Source organism: Amycolatopsis anabasis (assembly GCF_009765355.1).
GTDB lineage: Bacteria > Actinomycetota > Actinomycetes > Mycobacteriales > Pseudonocardiaceae > Amycolatopsis > Amycolatopsis anabasis.
In genome coordinates this window covers 119955-139613 of record NZ_VTHK01000018.1, presented here as the reverse complement: position 1 = coordinate 139613, position 19659 = coordinate 119955, and the positions used below count along the sequence as shown (strand labels likewise).

Here is a 19659-nt window from a genome sequence, read left to right as displayed (position 1 = left end):
GCCTGAGCCCCGAAAGTGGCGGCACTTTCGGGGCCCAGCACGTTCACGAGCGGCGGCGGGCTTTGCGGCAGGCGGTGGCCCGGGTGGTGAGGAACACCAGGCGGGGTTCTTCGAAGCTCGACCACGGTCCGGCGTCGGCCCGGGCGCCGAGCATCCGGAACTGCTCGACGGCCTCGGGGTACCGCTTGTTCTCGACCAGGGCGTAGGCGGCGAAGCCGCGGTCCGAGCGCAGCGCCACGTCGTCGGCGCCTTCCCCGGCGAGCCGTTCCAGCAGCGCGTCGAGCGCCCGCCGGGTGCCTGCCGACTTCCAGATGCCGCGGTCCTCGCCCTGGTGCTCGAGCGCGGCCTGCAGCGGCAGGCCCAGCAGGGCCGGGGACTTGGCCGCGGCCTCCTCGGCGAACGCGAACATCCGCTCGGCCGAGCCCGCCCACTTCGCGCACCAGTACTGCAGCGCCTGGCCGTGGCCCTGCCGGTGGTGCGGCGCGCGTTCGAGCAGGCCCCGCCAGATCGTGGCGAACCGGTCGTGGCCGAGCTGCAGGCCGCGGGCCATGGTCACCAGGCTGAGCCACGGGGTCGGATCGGCGGGCAGCAGGTCGACGGCGTGCCGGGCCGCCTTCTCCGCTTCGACCAGCACGCTGTGGAAACCGCTGAACTGGGCCGCGGTCGTGCGGTCGGCGGTCTGGCCGCCGCGGATCTGCCAGGCCAGCCGCACCAGCGATTCCGCGTGCACCACCGCCGCGTGCGGATCGTCCGGCCGCGCCGCGCGCCAGGCCCGCAGCCAGCCGTCGTCGTCGGCCGCGACCGAGGCGAGTTCGCCGACGATCCGGGCCCGCCGGTCCCATTCGGTTCCGGTGCCCGCGAGCAGCCGCGCCGCGGCCGTCCAGTCCCCGGCGCGGGCTCCGGCCCGCGCGGCGTCCAGCGCGGGATCGTCGAGGAACGGATCCGCGCTGACCTCGGCGTCGGGCACCAGGCCGAACTTCTCGGCCCCGCTCGGCGGCAGCACCAGCGCGGCCATCTCCGCCGGGGTGAGGACGTCCCCGAGTTCCTCCACGCTGATCCCGCGGCGCTTGGCTGCGCGCATCAGGGTCAGCACGGCCTTGAGGTCGCGGGGTTTGAACAGCAGGGACAGGACCATGGAACGGGGCTCCGATTTCGTTCAGCGGACCGGTGTCGCGACCGGTTCGCGCGTGGGTCGGTAGTCGAGGCCGACGCCCGCGGCAGCAAGCGTCGCGCGCAGCGGCGAGGTGTCGGGTTCTTCGGCGACGGCGGCGTCCAGTGCGGCTTCCAGTCCGGCCGCATACGGTGCCCCGACCACCGGTTCGGCGGGTGCGGACCAGGACAGCTCCCAGCGCGCCGCGCCCACGTCGGCGAGCGCCAAAGTGACCACTGTGGACAGTCCGGTTCGGACGGACAACCGGGCGAGCGCGCGGCGGGCGCGGGGTCCCGCGTCCTCGGCGGGCCGGGCGTCCGGCGGGGACAGCTCGACGAGCCGCCCGGCGTCCAGTGCGTCGAGGAGCGTGCCCAGCGTCGGCGGGCCCGCCAGCGCCGCCCCGGCGGCGTCGAGGAGTGCCCGGGCCGGGTCCAGCGCCTGGTCGCGGCAGCCGAGGTGGACGAGTTCCGCCCAGCCGACGCGGTGTTTCGCGTGCGCCTCGTCGACCAGGCCGTCCAGCAAGGCCGCGTCCAGCAGCGCTTCGCCGTCGCGCAGCAGTTCGCGCGCGGGCCGGTCGGGAAGGTTCCGCGGCGGGCCGGGCGGCAACGCCTCGAGCGCGGCGATGCGCGCGGCGAGCGGGGGATGCGAGTCGTACGCCGACGGTGCGTCGTCGGCGGGATCGGCGCGGATCTCGGCCAGTTTCGGGCGCATCTCGGGGTCGGCGAGGATCGCGGCGAAACCGTCGAAGAACCGGGCGGGCAGGTAACCGGCTCGCCAGCCGAGGGTGGCGTAGTTGTTCAGGAACAGGTGCCAGACCGTGTCGAGCACCGGCACCTCGCGCAGCGCGCTCGCGGCGGCGCAGGGGCCGGCGATCCGGGCCGAGGCCTCGTCGGCGGCGAGTTCCTGGCGGCGGCACACGGCGTTCGAAATCCGGAAGAACACCTTGGCGTAGGCGAAGAAGAGCTTGCCGACCAGGCGTTGCAGCCAGTGGCCGGGATCCAGGTGCGCGATCGCGCGCACCATCGCGCGCTGGGCGCGGTAGGTGAGTCCGGCCAGCCGGGTGTCGGCGTTGCCGTAGTGGGCGAGTTCGTGCGCGAGCACCGCGGCGAGCTGGGGTTCGGTGAACCCGGCGAGCAGCGGCGCGCCGATGAACATCCGGCGGCGCAGGACCCGCAGGCCGAGCAGGCGGGTCTGCTCGGTCACCGACGCGTTCGCCTCGGCGGTGACCAGGATTTCGTCCGGCGCCCGCGTGCCGACCTGTCCGGCGAGCCGGGTCACCAGGGCCCAGAGTTCCGGTTGCGCGGCGGGGGTGACCGGGATGCCGTTGACCGGTTCGTCGACCGGGCGTTCCAGCGCGAACAGGCCGCGCACCAGGGCCACACCGAGCGGCACGGTGAGCAGGAACAGTTTGGCGCCAAGGAAAATCGAGTGCGTGAACGCCACGATCTCGAGGGCGGCCAGGCCGCCGAGCAGCCCGGCCGGCAAGGCGGGCAGCGCGGCGAGCAGCGCGACCGCGACGGCCGCGCGAACGGAAACCGGCATGATCGGGTGAAGCCTCCCCAAGGCTCGTCTCCCCGACATCGGAGGTCACCATAGCCTTGATCTGTCCGCGGAACGAATTCCTTATCGTGCTTTTAGCCCCGCGCGTTGCGACGCGCGGCCGTGCCCTGCGTCACCATGATCAACGGACCAGGCGACTGCGCCGATCGGCCGGTTGACTCGGGATGATCAGCACGCGACGCTGATCTTGCGGGGGCCGATCGGCGCGCTGCGGCGCGCGGGCGAAGGGATTCCCATGTCCCGTCCGGGTTCGCGACCGCACCGTAAGGGTTTTCCGGCGATGCTGCTGGTCGCCGTGCTCCTCGCGTCCGGGGTGGCGGCCGCCGCGCAACCGGTCGCGGACCGCGTGAGCATCGTCAAGGTGCGGGTGGCGGACCGGGCCGCGCGGGACCGGCTGGTCGCGCTCGATCTGGACCTGATGGACGCCCGGGCGGGTTCGGTCAACGTGATGCTGCACGGCGCCGCCGACGAAACCCGCCTGCGCGGCGCGGGTTTCCTGCCCGAGGTGCTGGTCGCCGACGTGACCGCGCGCAACCGGGCCGCGCGTGCCGAGGAAGAGGGCCGGGCGCGGGCACTGGCCACGTCACCGCTGCCGACCGGCCGGGTGTCGTACCGGACGTTGAGCGAGACGAACAACGAACTCGAGCGGATCGCGCGCACGTATCCCGGGCAGGTCAAGCGGTTCCGGCTGCCGCACCGGTCGCTGCTGGGCCAGGAGATCTGGGGCCTGGAGATCTCGCACCGGGTCCGGGAGAACCCGGGCAAGCCGGTGTTCCTCATGACCGGCCTGCACCACTCGCGGGAGTGGCCGACCGTCGAGCTGACCATGGAATTCGCCTGGGACCTGCTCCAGAACGACGGCCGGGAGCCGCGGCTCACCTCGCTGCTGGACCGGGCCCGGGTGATCGTCGTGCCGATCGTGAACCCGGACGGTTTCGACCTGTCCCGCGGCCTGGTGCAGGAGCAGAAGCGCAAGAACTGCCGGGTGGCCGACGGCCGGATCCCGACCTGGGTCGAATGCGCGGATCCCGCGAACGCCGACAAGGGCGTGGACCTCAACCGCAACTACGGCGCCTTCTGGGGCGGCCCGGGCGCGGGCGTCGCGGCCACGGCGAGCAACTACCGGGGCGCGGCGCCGTTCTCCGAACCGGAGATCCGGAACATCCGCGAGCTGATGGCCGCGAACCAGGTCACCGTCGCGGTCAGCAACCACACCCCGGACGCGAAGGTGCTGCGGGTGCCGAGCGCGCCGAACGAACCGCGGCCCGCCGACGAGGCGCCGTACGACGCGCTGGCCCAGGCGCTGGGCAAGGACCTGAACTGGCCGGCCGGGCCGTGGCCGGACATCTACTACCCCGCGAGCGGGACGACCGAGGAGACGGCGTACTACTCGGCGGGGACGTTCTCGTTCACCTTCGAGCACACCCCGGGCGGGCGCGGGTTCCACCCGCCCTACCCGTTCGTGATCGACCAGTACTTCGGCACCGGCGCCTATCCCGGATCGAGCGCGCGGGCGGCGTTCCTGACCGCGCTGGAGGCGGCCGCGGATCCGGCCCGGCACGCGGTGCTCCGGGGCCGGGCGCCGGCCGGGGCGAAGTTGACCGTGGAGAAGAGTTTCACCCTGGACACCTCGCCCGTGCAGGGGGCGGGCGGGCTGGTCGAACCGTTCCCGGTGACGCTGCGGTCGACGATGACCGTGCCCGCCGGCGGGCGGTTCGACTGGCAGGTCAACCCGTCCCCGCGGCCGAGCCAGTACCTGTCCACGCATATCCGGGAGGCGTGGACGGTGAGCTGCGGGCGGCAGCGGGTGCCGGTCGTGGTGGCGCGCGGGGCGGTGGCCGAGGTCGACCTGGGCCGCTGCCGTCCATAGTGGACTCGATCGGTAAATCGGGTTGTGCGTTCCGCCCTTTTCGGGTGTCCTGGCTGCAGGACGAACGAAGGGGAAGTCATGTACAGCGCGGTCGAGGGCGCACGGGTGCCGATCCGGATGTGGACCGATCCACAGTCGGTCGACGAAGCCGCCATGCGGCAACTGCACAACGTCGCCAACCTGCCCTGGGTGCACGGCCTGGCGGTGATGCCGGACGTGCACTACGGCAAGGGCGCGACCGTCGGCAGCGTGATCGCCATGCGCGACGCGGTGTCCCCGGCCGCGGTCGGCGTGGACATCGGGTGCGGGATGAGCGCGGTGCGGACTTCCTTGTACGCCAAGGATCTTCCGGACGACCTCGGCGCGCTGCGCCGGCGTATCGAGGCGGCGGTGCCGGTCGGTTTCGGGATGCACCGCACGCCGGTGAACCCGGCGCGCGTGCACGGCGTCGGCGGGTGGGACGCGTTCTGGAAGTCGTTCGACGAACTGCACCCCGGCGTCCAGTCGATGCGGGACCGGGCGCGGGCGCAGATCGGCAGCCTCGGCGGCGGGAACCACTTCATCGAGGTCTGCCTCGAGCAGGGCGGGGACTCCGGGCGGGTGTGGTTGATGCTGCACTCGGGTTCGCGCGGTATCGGCAACGAGCTGGCGAAGCGGCACATGAGCATCGCGCGGGACCTGCCGCACAACGCCGACCTGCCGGATCCGGACCTCGCGGTGTTCGTCGCGGGCACGCCGGAAATGGCGGCCTACCGGCGGGACCTGTTCTGGGCGCAGGACTACGCGGCGCGCAACCGGGCGACCATGGTCTCGCTGGTGAAGCAGGCGCTGGCCGACACCGTGCCCGGCGTGCGGTTCGACGACGCGATCTCGTGCCACCACAACTACGTCGCCGAGGAGCACTACGACGGCGTGGACCTGCTGGTGACCCGCAAGGGCGCGATCCGGGCCGGGTCCGGGGATCTGGGCATCATCCCGGGCAGCATGGGCACCGGTTCGTACATCGTGCGGGGACTGGGCAACGAGTCCTCGTTCGAGTCGGCGTCGCACGGCGCGGGGCGGCGGATGTCGCGGAACAAGGCGAAGAAGATGTTCACCGCCGCCGACCTCGCGGAGCAGACCAGCGGGGTGGAGTGCCGGAAGGACTCCGGTGTGGTCGACGAGATTCCGGCGGCCTACAAGGACATCGAGTCGGTCATCGCGGCGCAGACCGATCTGGTGTCGGTGGTCGCCCACCTGAAGCAGGTCGTCTGCGTCAAGGGCTGAGGTTTGTTTCGAGGGCGCTTCCGGCGCGGTGGCCGGAAGTGCCCTCGTTTGTCTACAAAGGACACATCCTCCCCGGTTGTCCACAGCAGGCGAGTGGCATACCAGGTTGTCCACAGATCGCCGAACGGACCTTTCTCCGGGGATGGTGCCGGTACGCTTGGCGTGGGGTCGCCCCCCAAGGGAGCGGTGGGGGGTGGGGTTGGGGCGCCGAGAAGATCAGGCGGCGGAGACCCAGCCGTAGATGTCGGCGGGGCGGCCGGCGGCCTTGGCGTGGCGGGGGTCGAACGGGCCGTGCCGGGCGACCTTGTCCCCCGAATTGCCTTCCACCGTGGTGATCTTGCCGTCGGACACCGCGACCACGACGCCGGTGTCCACGTTGCCCGGGCCGGTGCCGTACAGCACGATGTCGCCGACCCGCATGCCGGTGTCGGTGCCGTGTGCGCGGTCCCGCTTCTTGCCCCAGGTGTAGATGTCGCCGGTGAAACCGTAGTTCGGGATGTCGATGCCCGCCTTGCGCCAGGTCCAGGTGGCGAAGTGCGCGCACCACGATTCGCACGGGCCGTATGGGTTGCAGTTGCTGCCCGGCGGGGTTTCGCCCTGGCCGACTTCGCCCTTGGCGTGCCGGGCGATCTCGGACCGCACATCCGCGGCCCGCGGCGAAGCGTCCGCGGGCACGGTGAGTACCGCCAGGCACGCGGTCACCAGCGCCGCGAACAGGGTCGCGGCCTTCTTCGGCTTGGTGGAGCGCATGGTGTTCCCTTCTCCTCCGGTTGCCAGTGGCCCGCACAGGATGACTTCGAGGTTGCCAATTAACAAGAAACGTTGGGGAAAAGTTAGTACCCGACGACCCGGTATGGTGGGTTCATGCAGCGATGGGGTGTTCTCGGAGTGGTCGGACTCGGTTTCCTCCTGGCGGGGTGTGCCGAGGTCAACAACGCGGTCGATCAGGCGAACAACGCGGTCGACCAGGCGACCAGTGCCACCAACAAGGTCAGCGCCTGCGGCGAGGCGCTCGGGCTGGCGAACCTCAACCCGGCCGCCGCGCCGGAGAAGATCAAGAACGAGGCCCAGCAGAAGGCCGAGCGCCTGCGCCAGCTGGGCAACCAGGTCGCCGAGGCCGACGTCAAGCAGACCTTGTTCACCATGGCCGACTCGTACGTGGAACTCGAGAAGAAGCGCGTCGACGAGCTGGCCAACCTGTCCGACTGGATCAAGCGCAACACCGAGAACCTCGACCGCCTGCGCAGGGTCTGCCTCTGATGTCGTGAGTGTTCCGGCCGGTTCCAACCGGCCTGAACCCTCACGACCCCGGCACCCGGTTCCCTTGCGTGCGCGAGGAGGCCACCGTGGTGGGCAAAAGCCGCCGCCGGAGCGCGGAGATGACTAACCCGGCAGATACGGCAGGTGCACGCCGTCCACCGAGTACATCCACTCGGTGTGGCCGTCGTAGAGCGCGGTGAGCCGCCGGAAGTGGTCGGTCATCGCGGTTTCGTAGTCCCAGCGGCCCTCGACGATCCGGGCGGTCGCTTCGACGAGTTCGTCCACATCGGACTCGATGCGGGCGGCCGACATGCTCGGTGACCGCGGGCCGTCGTCCTCGACGGGCTCGGGATCCGGGCCGAACGCGGTGTAGCAAGGGAAACGTTCGACGTCGGGCAGCACCGAATAGAACGGCACGCCCGGGTTGAAGTAGAACTCCGGCCACTTGTTCCCGCCGAGCACCACCCACGGCGTGCCCACCGCGAGCGCGGCCATGCCGAACCCGGAATGCGGCGAGACCAGCGCGTCGCAGCGGTCCACCACGGCCAGCTGCTCGGCGATCGGCAGATCGAGCGCGAGCACGCACCGCGGAACCGCCGCGCGCAGCTCGTCCAGTTCCGCCCGGGAATACGTGGTGCGCGTGCGGCCGTCGTCGGCCAGCTTCCCGGTCAGGCAGAAGGTCGCGTCCGGGAACCGCGCCGCGAGCGCACGGAGTATGCGCCGCCAGGACGCCACCGACGGGTACAGCGAACGGTCCGCGCTCCCGCCCGGCAGCACCGCGATCCGCGGCCCGGCCGTGGCGGGCAGCAGGGTTTCCGCCGCGGCGCGCGCCTCGCGTGGCGGCGTCAGCCGCAACCGGTGCCCGGCCAGGTAGTCCGGCCCGCCCGCGCCGACCTCGTGATGCCCCGCGCGGGCACGGAAATGCGCACGCGCGAGGTCGTAGTAGGCGGCCAGGCCGGGGAACACCGCACGCTGCACGTCCTGCCAGCCCCGGGGATCGTCCACCACCCAGTCCCAGTCCCGCGGCACCCCCTCCAGGGCCCTCGGATCAGGGGCGAACATGTCCATACGCGTTGTATACAAGTTGTGTACGAACGGGCACCAGCGGGCCAGCTCGGCCGGGGTGGCCTCGTTGAGGACGAGACCGATGCGGCGCTCCGGATCGGCCAGGTGGTAGCCCAGGCAGTACTGCAGCGCCTCGATCGCGTGCCCGACCGGATGCGCGTAGACGAAGTTGACCAGGACCGATTCGCTCATGCCACACTCCCCGCCGTCGCCGGAGCACGCGTCGCGGCCCAGCGGAACAACACCACCGCCACCACGGCGAAGAGCAGCCCGCCGCCGCCGGCCGCGACGAAACCCCAGGCCGCCGACGACCGGTCGATCACGAACCCCACCACCGGGCTGCCCAGTGCCAGCCCGGCCCGGGTCGCCGAATCCTGCAAGCCCATCGCCTCGCCGCGCACGCGCGCGGGCGCGAGCGCGCTCACCGATTCGGTGGTGGCCGCGATCGTCGGCGCGCAGGCCAGGTTCGACGGGATCAGCGCGAGCGCGAGCAGCCACCACGGATGGTCGAACAGGCCGACCGGGATCGTCAGCAGGGTCAGCAACAGCATCAGCGTCAACTGCGGCAGCGAGCGCCGGACCGCGCCGTGCACCAGCCCGCCGATCAGCGAGGCCAGGCAGATCACCACGAACAGCACCCCGGTCTGGGTGACCTCGCCCGATTCGCGCAGCGCCGCCAGCATCGCGAGTTCCATGCCCACCAGGACGAACAGCGCGCCGACGGCCACCAGCAGGGTGCCGGTCAACCGCGCGGTGAGCCAGGTCCGCAGCGGCGGCCGGGTGTGCGCGACCACGGTTTCGAACTGCCCGCGCACCGGCGGATTCGTCCACCACAGCGCGATCCCCGCCAGGGCGAAGCAGACTCCGATCGAACTGAGCGCCACCGTCGACGAGACCTGGGTGCTCACCAGGATGCCCACCGCCGGGCCGATCATGAACGTCATCTCGACCGAAACGGTGTCCAGCGAGTACGCGGCCCGCCGCCCCTCCGCGGGCACGAGCGCCGCGAGCACCTGGCGGGCGATGGACCCCGCCGGGACCGCGAGCACCCCGGCGGGCAGTGCGGCCACCAGCAGCGCCGCATACGGCAGGTGTGCCGCGCTCAGCCAGTACGCGGTCGACGCGGCCGCGCAGACCGCGGTCACCGGGCGCAGCCCGTAGCGGTCGATCATCCGGCCGACCAGCGGGGCGCCGAGCGCGGAGCCGAGGGTCGTCGCGGTGCCGACCAGGCCCGCCGCGCCGTAACCGCGGCCGAGGTCGCTGACCACGTGCAGGGTCAGCGTGATGCCCATCGCCGTGATCGGCAGCCGGGCGAAGAACATCAGCAGCATCGAGGTGCGGACACCCGGCCGGCCCAGGACCCGGCGATAGGACTGCAGCGCCACACCTGCGATGACACCGTGTCGTGGTACGTCCGTGCAAATCCTTTTCACGTCACGGTAGATTGCCGCCGGGCAAAAGTGACAGCTACTATCAATTGGTAGTTACTGTCGAAAGGTGCTCGTGATGATGACTGCCGACCCCCGCCGCTGGTGGGCGCTGGGCGCGCTCGCGGTGGCGCTGCTCGCCTTCGGCCTGGACGTGACGATCCTCAACGTCGCCTTGCCCACACTGGCCACCGATCTGCACGCCTCGACGACCCAGCTGCAGTGGTTCTCGAACGCCTACACGCTGGTGCTCGCCGCGGGCCTGCTCCCGGCGGGACTGCTCGGCGACCGGTTCGGGCAGAAGCGGCTGCTCCTCGGCGCGCTCGCGCTGTTCGGGCTGGCCTCGCTCGCCTGCGCGTACGCGGATTCGGCCGCTCAGCTGATCGCCGCGCGGGCGGTCCTCGGGCTCGGCGCCGCACTGCTGGTCCCGCTGTCGATGTCCCTGCTGACCGTGCTGTTCAGCCCCGCGGAACGCGGCCGCGCGATCGCGGTCTGGTCCACCGCGATGGCCGTCGGCATCCCCCTCGGCCCGGTGCTCGGCGGCTGGCTGCTCGACCACTACTGGTGGGGTTCGGTCTTCCTCATCAACGTCCCGCTCGTGGCGATCGGCATCCTCGCGCTGGCCCTGCTGCTGCCCGCCACTCCGGGGAAGCGTGGGCCGCGGTTCGACCTGCCCGGGACGCTGCTGTCCAGCACCGGGCTGGTCGCGCTGACCTACGGGCTCGTCGAAGCGGGCGAGCGCGGGTGGGGTTCCGCCGCGGCCCTCGCGCCGATCGCCGCCGGCGTGGTGCTGCTCGGCGCGTTCGTCGGCTGGCTGCGGCGAGCGGCCCGGCCACTGGTCGACCTCGGCCTGTTCGCCTCGCCCGGATTCGCCTGGGGTTCGGTGCTCGCGACCATCGCGTCCTTCGGGATGATGGGCGCGATGTTCCTGCTGCCGCAGTACTTCCAGGCGGTCGGCGGGACGGATGCGCTGGGCACCGGGCTGCGGCTGCTGCCGATCGTCGGCGGGCTGCTGGTCGGCGTGCAGATCGTGCAGAAGTTCACCCTCAAACTGGGCGCCAAGGTGAATGTCGCGTTCGGCTTCGCGCTCATCGCCGCTGGGCTCGCGCTGGGCGCGGCCACCGACGTCGCCGATGGCTACGGCTTCACCGCGATCTGGGCGTCGCTGATCGGGCTCGGGCTCGGCTGGGCCATGCCGCTGGCCATGGACGTGGCGATGGGCGCGCTGCGCACCGGGCACAGCGGCGTCGGCTCGGCGCTGCTGCAGGCCCTGCGGCAGGTCGGCGGGACACTCGGCGTGGCGATCCTGGGCACCGTGCTCAACGCCGCGTACCGCGACGGAGTCGACGTGACCGGACTGCCCGCGCCCGCCGCCGACGCGGTCCGCGACAGCGCGGCCGCCGGGGCGCGGGTCGCCGGAACCACCCACACGCCGGGCCTGCTGGACTCGGTGCGCGGCGCGTTCGTGGACGGAATGGGCGCCGCGCTGTGGGTGTGCGCGGGCTTCGCGGTGGTCGGCGTGCTGCTCGCGGTGGCCTTCCTCCCGCGGGTGGCGGAGGACAGGTCAGAATCGGAGCATGTCTCCGTCGCAGGGTGAGCCCGTGGGGCTGCGTGAACGCAAGAAGGCCAAAACGCGCGCCGCGATCCAGCGGCACGCGTTGCGGCTGTTCCTCGAGCAGGGCTACGCGACGACGACCGTGGAGCAGATCGCCGAGGCGGCGGAGGTCTCGCAGAGCACGTTCTTCCGGTACTTCCCGACCAAAGAGGACACCGTGCTCTACGACAAGTTCGATCCGGTGGTGATCGACTCGTTCCTCCGGCAGCCCGCCGAGCTGACGCCGATCGCCGCGGTCCGGGGCGCGCTCCACGACGTGTTCGAGCGGCTGCCCGCCGACGAGTCCGAACTCGAGTTCGCCCGGCAGCGCCTGGTCTTCACCGTGCCCGAACTGCGGACCGCGCTGCTCGACCTGTTCGTGTCCGGGCTGGGCCTGCTGGTCGGCGCGGTCGCCGAACGGGTCGGCCGCGAACCGGGCGACTACGCGGTCCGGACCTGGGCGGGCGCGGTCGTCGGGGTGGTGATGTCGTCGTTCTTCGCTGCGCTGGAGGAGGGGCGGCAGGCTGACTTCCTGGAGTACTTCGACCGCGCGCTCGAACTCCTCGAGGACGGGTTGCCGTTGTGAACGACTTCGCCGGGCGTGCCGGGATCGCGCTGGTCACCGGGGGAATTGGGCGGTATCGGCGCGGCGATCGTGCGGGGAGCAAGGGACCTTCACTCCAGAACCACGGCAGCGGGGGACCTTTGCTCTCGATGGGCGTGAGCGAGGGAGATTTGCTGTCGAAAAACGGTCGAAACGGGCCCTTCACTCACCCGGTCCGGCGTGTTTTCTTGACTCATTCCAGAAAACGCGCCAAGCTGACAGGGTCATGTCCCACCAGGAAAGCCCCGCGCGCGACCGCCTGAAGGCGGCCGGCCTCCGGGTCACCGCTCCGCGGATCGCCGTGCTCGACTGGCTCGCCGAGCACCCGCACACCACGGCCGACCAGGTCGCGACGGGTGTCCGGCGGCGGCTCGGCTCGGTGTCCACCCAGGCCGTCTACGACGTACTGGGCGCGTGCGCGGGCGCCGACCTGGTGCGGCGGATCGAACCGGCCGGGCATCCGGCGCGGTTCGAGACGCGAACCGGCGACAACCACCACCACCTGGTGTGCCGAGTCTGCGGACGCACCGAGGACGTCGACTGCGTCCACGGTTCGGCACCCTGCCTCGAACCCTCCGGCACGGCGGGTTTCCAGATCGACGAGGCGGAGGTGGTCTTCTGGGGACGGTGCCCCGACTGTGCCCGAAAGCAAGAAAACCCACCACGACAAGGGAGGGACTCGGCGTGACCAAGCCGACCACCAACAACGTGGGCATCCCGGTGGCCAGCGACAACGATTCGCTGACCCTGGGCGCCAACGGCCCGATCCTGCTGCAGGACCACTACCTCATCGAGAAGAACGCGCAGTTCAACCGCGAGCGCGTGCCGGAGCGCGTGGTGCACGCGAAGGGCGGCGGCGCGTTCGGCTTCCTCGAGGTCACCGAGGACGTCAGCCAGTTCACCAAGGCCGCGGTGTTCCAGCCGGGCACCCGCACCGAGAGCCTGATCCGCTTCTCCACCGTGGCCGGCGAGCTGGGCTTCCCGGACACCGTGCGCGACCCGCGCGGTTTCGCGGTGAAGTTCTACACCAGCCAGGGCAACTACGACATCGTCGGCAACAACACCCCGGTGTTCTTCATCCGCGACCCGATCAAGTTCCCGGACTTCATCCACTCGCAGAAGCGTCGCGCCGACAACCACCTGCACGACCACGACATGCAGTGGGACTTCTGGACGCTGCGCCCGGAGTCGGCGCACCAGGTGACCTGGCTGATGGGTGACCGCGGGATCCCGAAGACCTGGCGGCACATGAACGGCTACGGCTCGCACACCTACCTGTGGGAGAACGCCAAGGGCGAGAAGTTCTGGGTCAAGTACCACTTCAAGACCGACCAGGGCATCGAGTTCCTGACCCAGAGCGAGGCCGACGCCCTCGCCGGTTCGTCCCGCGACCACCACATCGCCGACCTCTTCAACAGCATCAAGGCGGGCGACCACCCGAGCTGGACGCTGTACGTGCAGGTCATGCCGCACGACGAGGCCGCGGACTACCGGTTCAACCCGTTCGACCTGACCAAGGTGTGGCCGCACGGCGACTACCCGCTGATCAAGGTCGGCCGGTACGTGCTCGACCGGAACCCGGAGAACTACTTCGCGCAGATCGAGCAGGCCGCGTTCGAGCCGGCGAACCTGGTGCCGGGCATCGGCCCGTCGCCGGACAAGATGCTGCTCGGCCGCCTGTTCGCCTACCCGGACGCGCACCGCTACCGGATCGGCCCGAACTACACCCAGCTGCCGGTCAACGCGGCCAAGTCCGAGGTGAACAGCTACTCCAGGGACGGCCACATGCGCTACAGCAACCCGGGCGACCCGGTGTACGCGCCGAACTCCTACGGCGGCCCGCACGCCGACGCCGCGCTCGCCGGTGAGGCCGCTTCCGCGTACGGCGCCACCGGTGAGGTGCTGCGCTCGGCGTACAAGCCGCACGCGGAGGACGACGACTTCGGCCAGCCGGGCACGATGGTCCGCGAGGTGCTCGACGACGCCGCGCGCGAGCGGCTGGTGAGCAACATCGTCGGCCACGCCTCCAACGGCGTGTCCCAGCCGGTCCTGGAGCGCGTCTTCGAGTACTGGCGCAACGTGGACAAGAACCTGGGTGACAAGGTCGCCCAGGCCTTCCAGAAGTAGGTTTTCGCTCCCACCACGGAACACGGCGGCCCCGGTGAGTATTCGCTCACCGGGGCCGCTTCCGCTGTCTGGGCCGTGACCTCAGTGGTCACTGCGCCAAACGTGGGGGACATGTGCACCAGCGGTCTATCCGACACGCCCGCACAACGGGGTGATGAGCGAAAACGATCACCGAATACACCCGTGTGGACTACCGATCCGTTCTGGCGGGTGAGGCGAGCACACAGCGCGCACGGCGATGCCCCGGAAGTTGATCATCTGAGCGAGGCTCAAGATCGGTGGGTTAATCAATTGCGGGACTGTTTTTGGAATTGAATTCGGCACGTAAGGGTTGGAAAACTGCCCGTCCTGGTGGTCGAGTGGTGATTCTTCGACACGCTTGGTATCGATTGTGCATTGGTTCGTACGTGCAGGCGATCCACCAAGAGGCCAGGAGGTAAGGAATGAAAGGCAGGATTGTCCGATCCATTGCCGTGATCGTGGCGAGCAGTGTGGTCGCCCTGACTTCGGCCGGAGTGGCCGCGGCGGGCGGCAAGGGGAACTCCAGCACCGAAGCGGCCGGTGCGCAGGTGGTGAAACTGCGCGACCAGCTGGCCCGGGACGCCTACGCCGGCGACAACGCCAGGACGAGCGGCACGCTGGGCAAGCTGAACCCGTTGCTGGCCGACCTCGCCGCCGGCAAGCGCTACTCGATCCAGGCCGAATCCCAGAGCATGGCCGGTGACGTGCACAAACAGGGCGTCCAGACGGCCCGGTACGTGGCCGACCCGCGCCAGCTGCCCCCGGTGCCCGGGCTGCCCGGCGACCCGCTGGCCATGGTCAAGAACCTGGTGATGAGCCTGGTGGACGCCCTGTGCGGGCTGGTCAAGAGCCTGCTCGGCGGCGGTGCGCCGAGCCTGCCCCCGCTGCCGACCCCGCCGCTCCCGGTGCCGACTCCGCCGCTGCCGACGCCGTGACGCGACCCGGCTGAAGGAGGTTGCGGAATCCGGTGCGGAACTCGTTTCCGCACCGGATTCCTGCCGTCCCGCTTTCTTTTATCGCGTTTTGTGCAAACTGAGCCCGAGGCGCAGCGCGCCCGCCGCTTCCGCGGTGGCCTCACGGAAGCGGCGGCCGACGCCGAGGAAATTCACATAACCGTGGATCAGATCGGGCTGCCGACTCAATGCGGTCGGCACGCCCGCTTCCCGCAACCGTTTTGCATAAGCCTCGCCCTCGTCCCGCAGCGGGTCGAATCCGGCCGTCGCGACATACGCCGGGGGCAGCCCGCTCAGGTCCTCGGCCAGCAGCGGGGACAGCCGCGGATCGGTCCGGTCCACCCCTTCGGGGGCGTAGTGGTCCAGGAACCAGGTCATGTGCTCGTCGGTGAGGAAGAACCCGTCCGCGAACAGCTCCCGCGACCGGCGCCGCGTGGTCGCGTCGACGCCCGGATAGATCAACAGCTGGAACGCGGGGGACGGCCCGCCGCGCCGGACCGTGACCTGCGCGGTCACCGCGGCCAGGTTGCCGCCCGCGCTGTCCCCGCCGACCGCGATCCGGTCCGGATCGGCGCCCAGTTCGGCGGCTTTCGCGTGCGCGTAGTCGAACGCCGAGACCGCGTCCTCGGCCGCCGCCGGGAACGGGTGTTCGGGCGCGAGCCGGTAGTCGATGGACAGCACCCGCACGTCGGCGTGCCGGGCGAAGAACCGCGCGGTGTTGTCGTGGCTTTCCCGGGTGCCCACCACCCAGCCGCCGCCGTGGTAGAAGATCAGCAGCCCGGACGGTTCCGGCAGGCCGGCCGGGGTGTACAGGGTGGCCGGGATGTCGCCGCCCGCGCCGGGGATCGCGACCTCGCGGGTGTGCACCGGCTCGATCGGCTTGCCGCTGACCAGGTGCCGCCCCGCGTCCAGGTCGCGCCGCGACTTCTCCACGGTGTCGCTGACGAACGAGGCGCCGGACAGTTGCTGCAGCCGCAGCAGCAACTGCGCGTCGAGGGCGAGTTCCTGCCCGTCCAGCCGGATCGGCCGGCCGGCGACGAGCCTGCGCACGGGCTGCGGCAGGGCGTACAGCAGCTGCGCGGCGGCGGCCTGCACCCGGATCTGGAGCGGTATGGACATGGGCAATCCTCCTCGCCGATCTCTTGCCGGACGACGTTACTAGTCAGTAGTGAGCAAAGCCATATCCGCCGAACGGATGCCTGTGACTGGGAACTCGATCCCAGAACGTGGACTTGAACCTAAGTAGAGGGGTTAGCCTCGGGTGTGTGAGTTCTTCTAGCGCGGTCAAAGTGCTCGGTATCGGCGGCTCGCTCCGCGAAGGCTCCCAGTCCGAACGGGCGCTGCACATCGCGCTCGCCGGGGCGGCCGAAGCGGGGGCGCGGACGCGGGCCATCACCGGTGCCGAACTGCAACTGCCCTTCTACGACTCCGCCCTGGAGGAACGTTCTCCGGAGGCCGAACGCCTGATCGAGGGGATCCGGGAGGCGGACGGGCTCATCATCGTCTCGCCCGGCTACCACGGCGCGCTGTCCGGACTGATCAAGAACGCCCTGGACTACGTCGAGGATCTCCGCCCGGACCGGCGGCCGTACCTGGACGGCCGCGGGGTCGGCCTGGTGGCCGTCGCCTACGGCTGGCAGGCCGCGGTGACCACGCTCGACCAGCTGCGCACGATCACGCACGCCCTGCGCGGGTGGCCGACCCCGCTCGGCGGGTCGGTGAACTCCGCCGAGGTCAAGTTCGACGAGGCGGGTGGCGCCTCCGACCCGAAGGTCGTCAACACCTTGCGCCTGATCGGACGGCACGTGGTCGAGTTCGCCCGGACGCGCGAAGCGAGCGATTGATCACTCCCCCGGGTGGGTTGAAGGAAGGCCCGCTCGGGTATTCCCCTGGGTGAGTCCTGCCATGCGGCGGCACGGTTTCGCGACTGCGGAACGTTGAAACCGGTGAGACGCTGGACCGCACACTCGCACAGGAGGTACCGCGCAATGGTCGAGCCGCTGTACACGGCCGAGGCAACCGCTCGCGGCGACGGACGCAACGGAGAGGTCACCTCGTCCGACGGTGTGATCGACGAAAAACTCGCCGTGCCCAAGGAAATGGGCGGCCCCGGCGGGGAACGCACCAATCCCGAACAGCTCTTCGCCGCGGGGTACGCGGCCTGTTTCCACAGCGCGCTCCGGCTGGTCGCCAAACAGTCCGGTGTGGACGTCGGTGATTCGGAGGTCACCGCGCGGGTCGGCATCGGCCGGAACGAGACCGGCAAGTTCCAGCTGACCGTCAAACTGGACACCACGTTGCGCGGAATGGAACAGGGCAAGGCCGACGAACTGGTCACCCAGGCGCACCAGGTCTGCCCGTATTCCAACGCCACCAGGGGAAACATCGAGGTGGAGGTCACCGCCACCACGTAAGCGACGAGCACACAGAGAGGAACGAACTCGTGAGCCGTTCTCCGATCAACAGCCCGCTCCCCGAGAGCGACAAGGAAATCACCGGCAACGCGCTGCAGGCGTCCCTGGTCGACCTGGTCGATCTCTCGCTGATCGCCAAGCAGGCCCACTGGAACGTGGTGGGCCCGAACTTCCGCAGCGCGCACCTGCAACTGGACGAACTGGTCGACACCGCGCGCAAGTACGTCGACGAGGTCGCCGAACGCGCCAACGCCATCGGGGTTTCGCCGAACGGCAAGGCGAAGACCGTGGTGGAGAGTTCCGGCGCGCCCGAGTACCCGGACAACTGGCAGAGCGTGGAGGCCACGGTCGCGGCGATCGTGGACATCCTCGCCCAGCTGATCCGGCGCCTGCGCGCGCGGATCGACGAGACCGACAAGAGCGACCTGGTCACCCAGGACCTGCTGATCGAGATCACGCGGGAACTGGAGAAGGCGCACTGGATGTGGCAGGCGCAGCAGGCCTGACCGGCACTGGTTCGCACGAAGTGGCCGCCTCGCGCACGCGCGGGGCGGCCGTTTCCGCATTAGGGTTCGAATCATGGTGCTGCATCAGGGAAAACCGAGCCGTCCAGACCGCGTGGGCGGGACGAATCCGCTCCACACCGGGGCGAATCCGGCACTCGCGGCGGAGCTGACGCTGCCGCACGAGCGGCTCCGGGACGATTCCCTCCCGCCGGACACGGCGCTGCAACTCGTCCGCGACGAGCTGATGCTCGACGGGAACGCGCGGTTGAATTTGGCCACGTTCGTGACCACGTGGATGGAACCGCAGGCGCGCGAGCTGATGGCCGACTGCGTCGACAAGAACATGATCGACAAGGACGAGTACCCGCTCACCGCCGAACTGGAACGGCGCTGCGTCAACATCCTCGCCGATCTGTGGCACGCGCCCGACCCGGCGACGGTCATGGGCTGCTCCACGGTCGGTTCGTCCGAAGCGTGCATGCTCGCCGGAATGGCCCTGAAACGCCGCTGGTCCGGCCCCGGCCGCCCCAACCTGGTGATGGGCGCGAACGTCCAGGTGTGCTGGGAGAAGTTCTGCCGCTACTGGGACGTGGAACCGCGGCTGGTGCCGATGGCGGGCGACCGCTTCCACCTCACCGCCGACGAGGCGGTGGCGCGCTGCGACGAGAACACCATCGGCGTGGTCGCCATCCTCGGGTCCACTTTCGACGGCAGCTACGAACCGGTCGCCGAAATCGTCCGGGCCCTCGACGGCCTGCACGAGCGCACCGGACTGGACATCCCCGTCCACGTGGACGGCGCCTCCGGCGCGATGATCGCCCCGTTCCTGGATCCGGACCTGGTCTGGGACTTCCGGCTGCCCCGCGTCGCCTCGATCAACACCTCCGGCCACAAGTACGGCCTCGTCTACCCGGGCGTCGGGTGGGTGCTCTGGCGCGACCAGGCGGCGCTGCCGTCCGACCTCATCTTCAACGTCAACTACCTCGGCGGGGACATGCCGACCTTCGCGCTCAACTTCTCCCGCCCGGGCGCCGAGGTCGCCGCGCAGTACTACACGTTCGTGCGGCTCGGCCGCGACGGCTTCCGCGCGGTCCAGCAGGCGAGCCGGGACGTGGCGACCGGCCTGGCCGCCCGGATCGGCGAGCTCGGCCCGTTCCGGCTGCTCACCCGGGGCGATCAGCTCCCGGTGTTCGCGTTCACCACGAAACCGGAGGTGACCGCGTTCGACGTCTTCGACGTGTCCCGGCGCCTGCGGGAACGCGGCTGGCTGGTTCCGGCCTACACCTTCCCGGAGAACCGGACCGATCTCGCCGTGCTGCGGATCGTGTGCCGCAACGGTTTCACCCACGACCTCGCCGACCTGCTGGTGCGCGACCTGGAACGGCTCCTGCCCGATCTGGAACGCCAGCCGGGGCCGGTGCGGGACTCCTCGACCGGCACCGCCTTCCACCACTGATCCCTAGGCTGGCGGTGTCGACTCACCGAACGAGGAGTGCCGCTAGCCGTCTGTCATGAGGGGACCCCTCCGGACAAATTCCGTCTGGAGGGGTCCCCTCATGAAAGGGTCTAGCGGAGGCCGAGGGTGCGGAGGGCGAAGTGCACCTCGGCGGCGGTCTGCCGGATCGTCTCGGCGATCACCAGGGAACCGTGCCCGGCGTCGTAGCGGTAGAACTCGTACGGGATGCCGCGCGCGGCGAGCCGGTCGAGGTAGTTCTCCACCTGCCGGATCGTCCAGCGGGGGTCGTTGTCCCCGGCGAGCACGAGCACCGGCGCGGCGACCGCGCCGACATAGGTGATCGGCGAGCACTCCTGGTACACCGCCGGAACGGTCTCCGGGGAGCC

19 protein-coding genes are annotated in these 19659 nt (G+C 70.4%); 12 read left to right on the top strand and 7 right to left on the bottom strand.

The features are described from left to right. Positions 1-43: 43 nt before the first annotated feature. Together FXO23_RS23955 and FXO23_RS23950 are read right to left on the bottom strand one after the other, a co-directional pair. Positions 44-1135 carry a DUF4034 domain-containing protein gene (locus FXO23_RS23955; protein WP_246257731.1) on the bottom strand — a complete coding sequence of 364 codons (1092 nt, stop codon included), beginning with the start codon at positions 1133-1135 and terminating at the stop codon, positions 44-46. 21 nt (positions 1136-1156) lie between these two features. After that, a complete protein-coding gene (locus tag FXO23_RS23950; protein WP_158887640.1) occupies positions 1157-2692 on the bottom strand; it encodes a M48 family metallopeptidase in 1536 nt (511 codons plus the stop codon). Between the two features lie 298 nt (positions 2693-2990). On the opposite strand from FXO23_RS23950, the gene FXO23_RS23945 reads away from it, so the two are divergent. Both FXO23_RS23945 and FXO23_RS23940 read left to right on the top strand, forming a co-directional pair. Continuing rightward, a complete protein-coding gene (locus FXO23_RS23945) occupies positions 2991-4580 on the top strand; it encodes a M14 family zinc carboxypeptidase (RefSeq protein ID WP_246257729.1) in 1590 nt (529 codons plus the stop codon). A 78-nt stretch (positions 4581-4658) separates the two neighbouring features. Then, entirely contained in the window at positions 4659-5846 is a 1188-nt protein-coding gene (locus FXO23_RS23940; RefSeq protein ID WP_158887639.1) for an RtcB family protein, read from the top strand. A 216-nt stretch (positions 5847-6062) separates the two neighbouring features. On the opposite strand, the gene FXO23_RS23935 is transcribed toward FXO23_RS23940, so the two are convergent. After that, the gene (locus FXO23_RS23935) at positions 6063-6596 is read right to left on the bottom strand and encodes a CHAP domain-containing protein (RefSeq protein ID WP_158887638.1); all 534 of its coding nucleotides are present in this window, start codon (positions 6594-6596) and stop codon (positions 6063-6065) included. Between the two features lie 114 nt (positions 6597-6710). On the opposite strand from FXO23_RS23935, the gene FXO23_RS23930 reads away from it, so the two are divergent. Beyond that, entirely contained in the window at positions 6711-7106 is a 396-nt protein-coding gene (locus tag FXO23_RS23930; RefSeq protein ID WP_158887637.1) for a hypothetical protein, read from the top strand. Positions 7107-7229: 123 nt separating this feature from the next. Here FXO23_RS23930 and FXO23_RS23925 read toward each other — a convergent pair whose 3' ends face one another. Then, the gene (locus FXO23_RS23925; protein ID WP_158887636.1) at positions 7230-8363 is read right to left on the bottom strand and encodes a glycosyltransferase family 9 protein; all 1134 of its coding nucleotides are present in this window, start codon (positions 8361-8363) and stop codon (positions 7230-7232) included. Then, a complete protein-coding gene (locus FXO23_RS23920) occupies positions 8360-9556 on the bottom strand; it encodes an MFS transporter (RefSeq protein ID WP_246257727.1) in 1197 nt (398 codons plus the stop codon). Before FXO23_RS23920 ends, FXO23_RS23925 begins: the two co-directional genes overlap by 4 nt. A gap of 121 nt (positions 9557-9677) precedes the next feature. Here FXO23_RS23920 and FXO23_RS23915 point away from each other — a divergent pair, with 121 nt between their 5' ends. From FXO23_RS23915 to FXO23_RS23895, 5 genes are all read left to right on the top strand, one after another. Then, positions 9678-11195: a DHA2 family efflux MFS transporter permease subunit gene (locus FXO23_RS23915; protein ID WP_246257725.1), complete on the top strand. Its 1518-nt coding sequence runs from the start codon at positions 9678-9680 to the stop codon at positions 11193-11195. A 4-nt stretch (positions 11196-11199) separates the two neighbouring features. Continuing rightward, positions 11200-11778 carry an acyl-CoA-like ligand-binding transcription factor gene (locus FXO23_RS23910; protein WP_246257723.1) on the top strand — a complete coding sequence of 193 codons (579 nt, stop codon included), beginning with the start codon at positions 11200-11202 and terminating at the stop codon, positions 11776-11778. Positions 11779-12022: 244 nt separating this feature from the next. Beyond that, the gene (locus tag FXO23_RS23905; protein WP_158887634.1) at positions 12023-12484 is read left to right on the top strand and encodes a Fur family transcriptional regulator; all 462 of its coding nucleotides are present in this window, start codon (positions 12023-12025) and stop codon (positions 12482-12484) included. After that, on the top strand, positions 12481-13923 hold the full coding sequence (locus FXO23_RS23900; protein ID WP_158887633.1) for a catalase: 1443 nt from the start codon (positions 12481-12483) through the stop codon (positions 13921-13923). Before FXO23_RS23905 ends, FXO23_RS23900 begins: the two co-directional genes overlap by 4 nt. Before the next feature lie 443 nt (positions 13924-14366). Then, positions 14367-14879, top strand: a complete 513-nt coding sequence (locus FXO23_RS23895) for a hypothetical protein (protein WP_158887632.1) — start codon at positions 14367-14369, stop codon at positions 14877-14879. A 78-nt stretch (positions 14880-14957) separates the two neighbouring features. Here the strand turns inward: FXO23_RS23895 and FXO23_RS23890 are convergent, their stop codons facing one another. Further along, positions 14958-16016 carry an alpha/beta hydrolase gene (locus FXO23_RS23890; protein ID WP_158887631.1) on the bottom strand — a complete coding sequence of 353 codons (1059 nt, stop codon included), beginning with the start codon at positions 16014-16016 and terminating at the stop codon, positions 14958-14960. Between the two features lie 170 nt (positions 16017-16186). Here FXO23_RS23890 and FXO23_RS23885 point away from each other — a divergent pair, with 170 nt between their 5' ends. The 4 genes from FXO23_RS23885 (at position 16187) to gad (ending at position 19273) form a co-directional block, all read left to right on the top strand. Beyond that, on the top strand, positions 16187-16741 hold the full coding sequence (locus tag FXO23_RS23885) for an NADPH-dependent FMN reductase (RefSeq protein WP_158887697.1): 555 nt from the start codon (positions 16187-16189) through the stop codon (positions 16739-16741). A 144-nt stretch (positions 16742-16885) separates the two neighbouring features. After that, complete coding sequence (locus tag FXO23_RS23880) at positions 16886-17311, top strand: organic hydroperoxide resistance protein (RefSeq protein ID WP_158887630.1); 426 nt, start codon at positions 16886-16888, stop codon at positions 17309-17311. A gap of 29 nt (positions 17312-17340) precedes the next feature. Beyond that, entirely contained in the window at positions 17341-17817 is a 477-nt protein-coding gene (locus FXO23_RS23875) for a Dps family protein (protein ID WP_158887629.1), read from the top strand. 73 nt (positions 17818-17890) lie between these two features. Continuing rightward, positions 17891-19273, top strand: coding sequence for a glutamate decarboxylase (gene gad / locus FXO23_RS23870; RefSeq protein ID WP_158887628.1), 1383 nt, complete (start codon positions 17891-17893; stop codon positions 19271-19273). Positions 19274-19383: 110 nt separating this feature from the next. Here the strand turns inward: gad and FXO23_RS51680 are convergent. Beyond that, on the bottom strand, positions 19384-19659 hold a 276-nt coding region (locus tag FXO23_RS51680; RefSeq protein ID WP_246257721.1), incomplete at its 5' end, for an alpha/beta hydrolase family protein.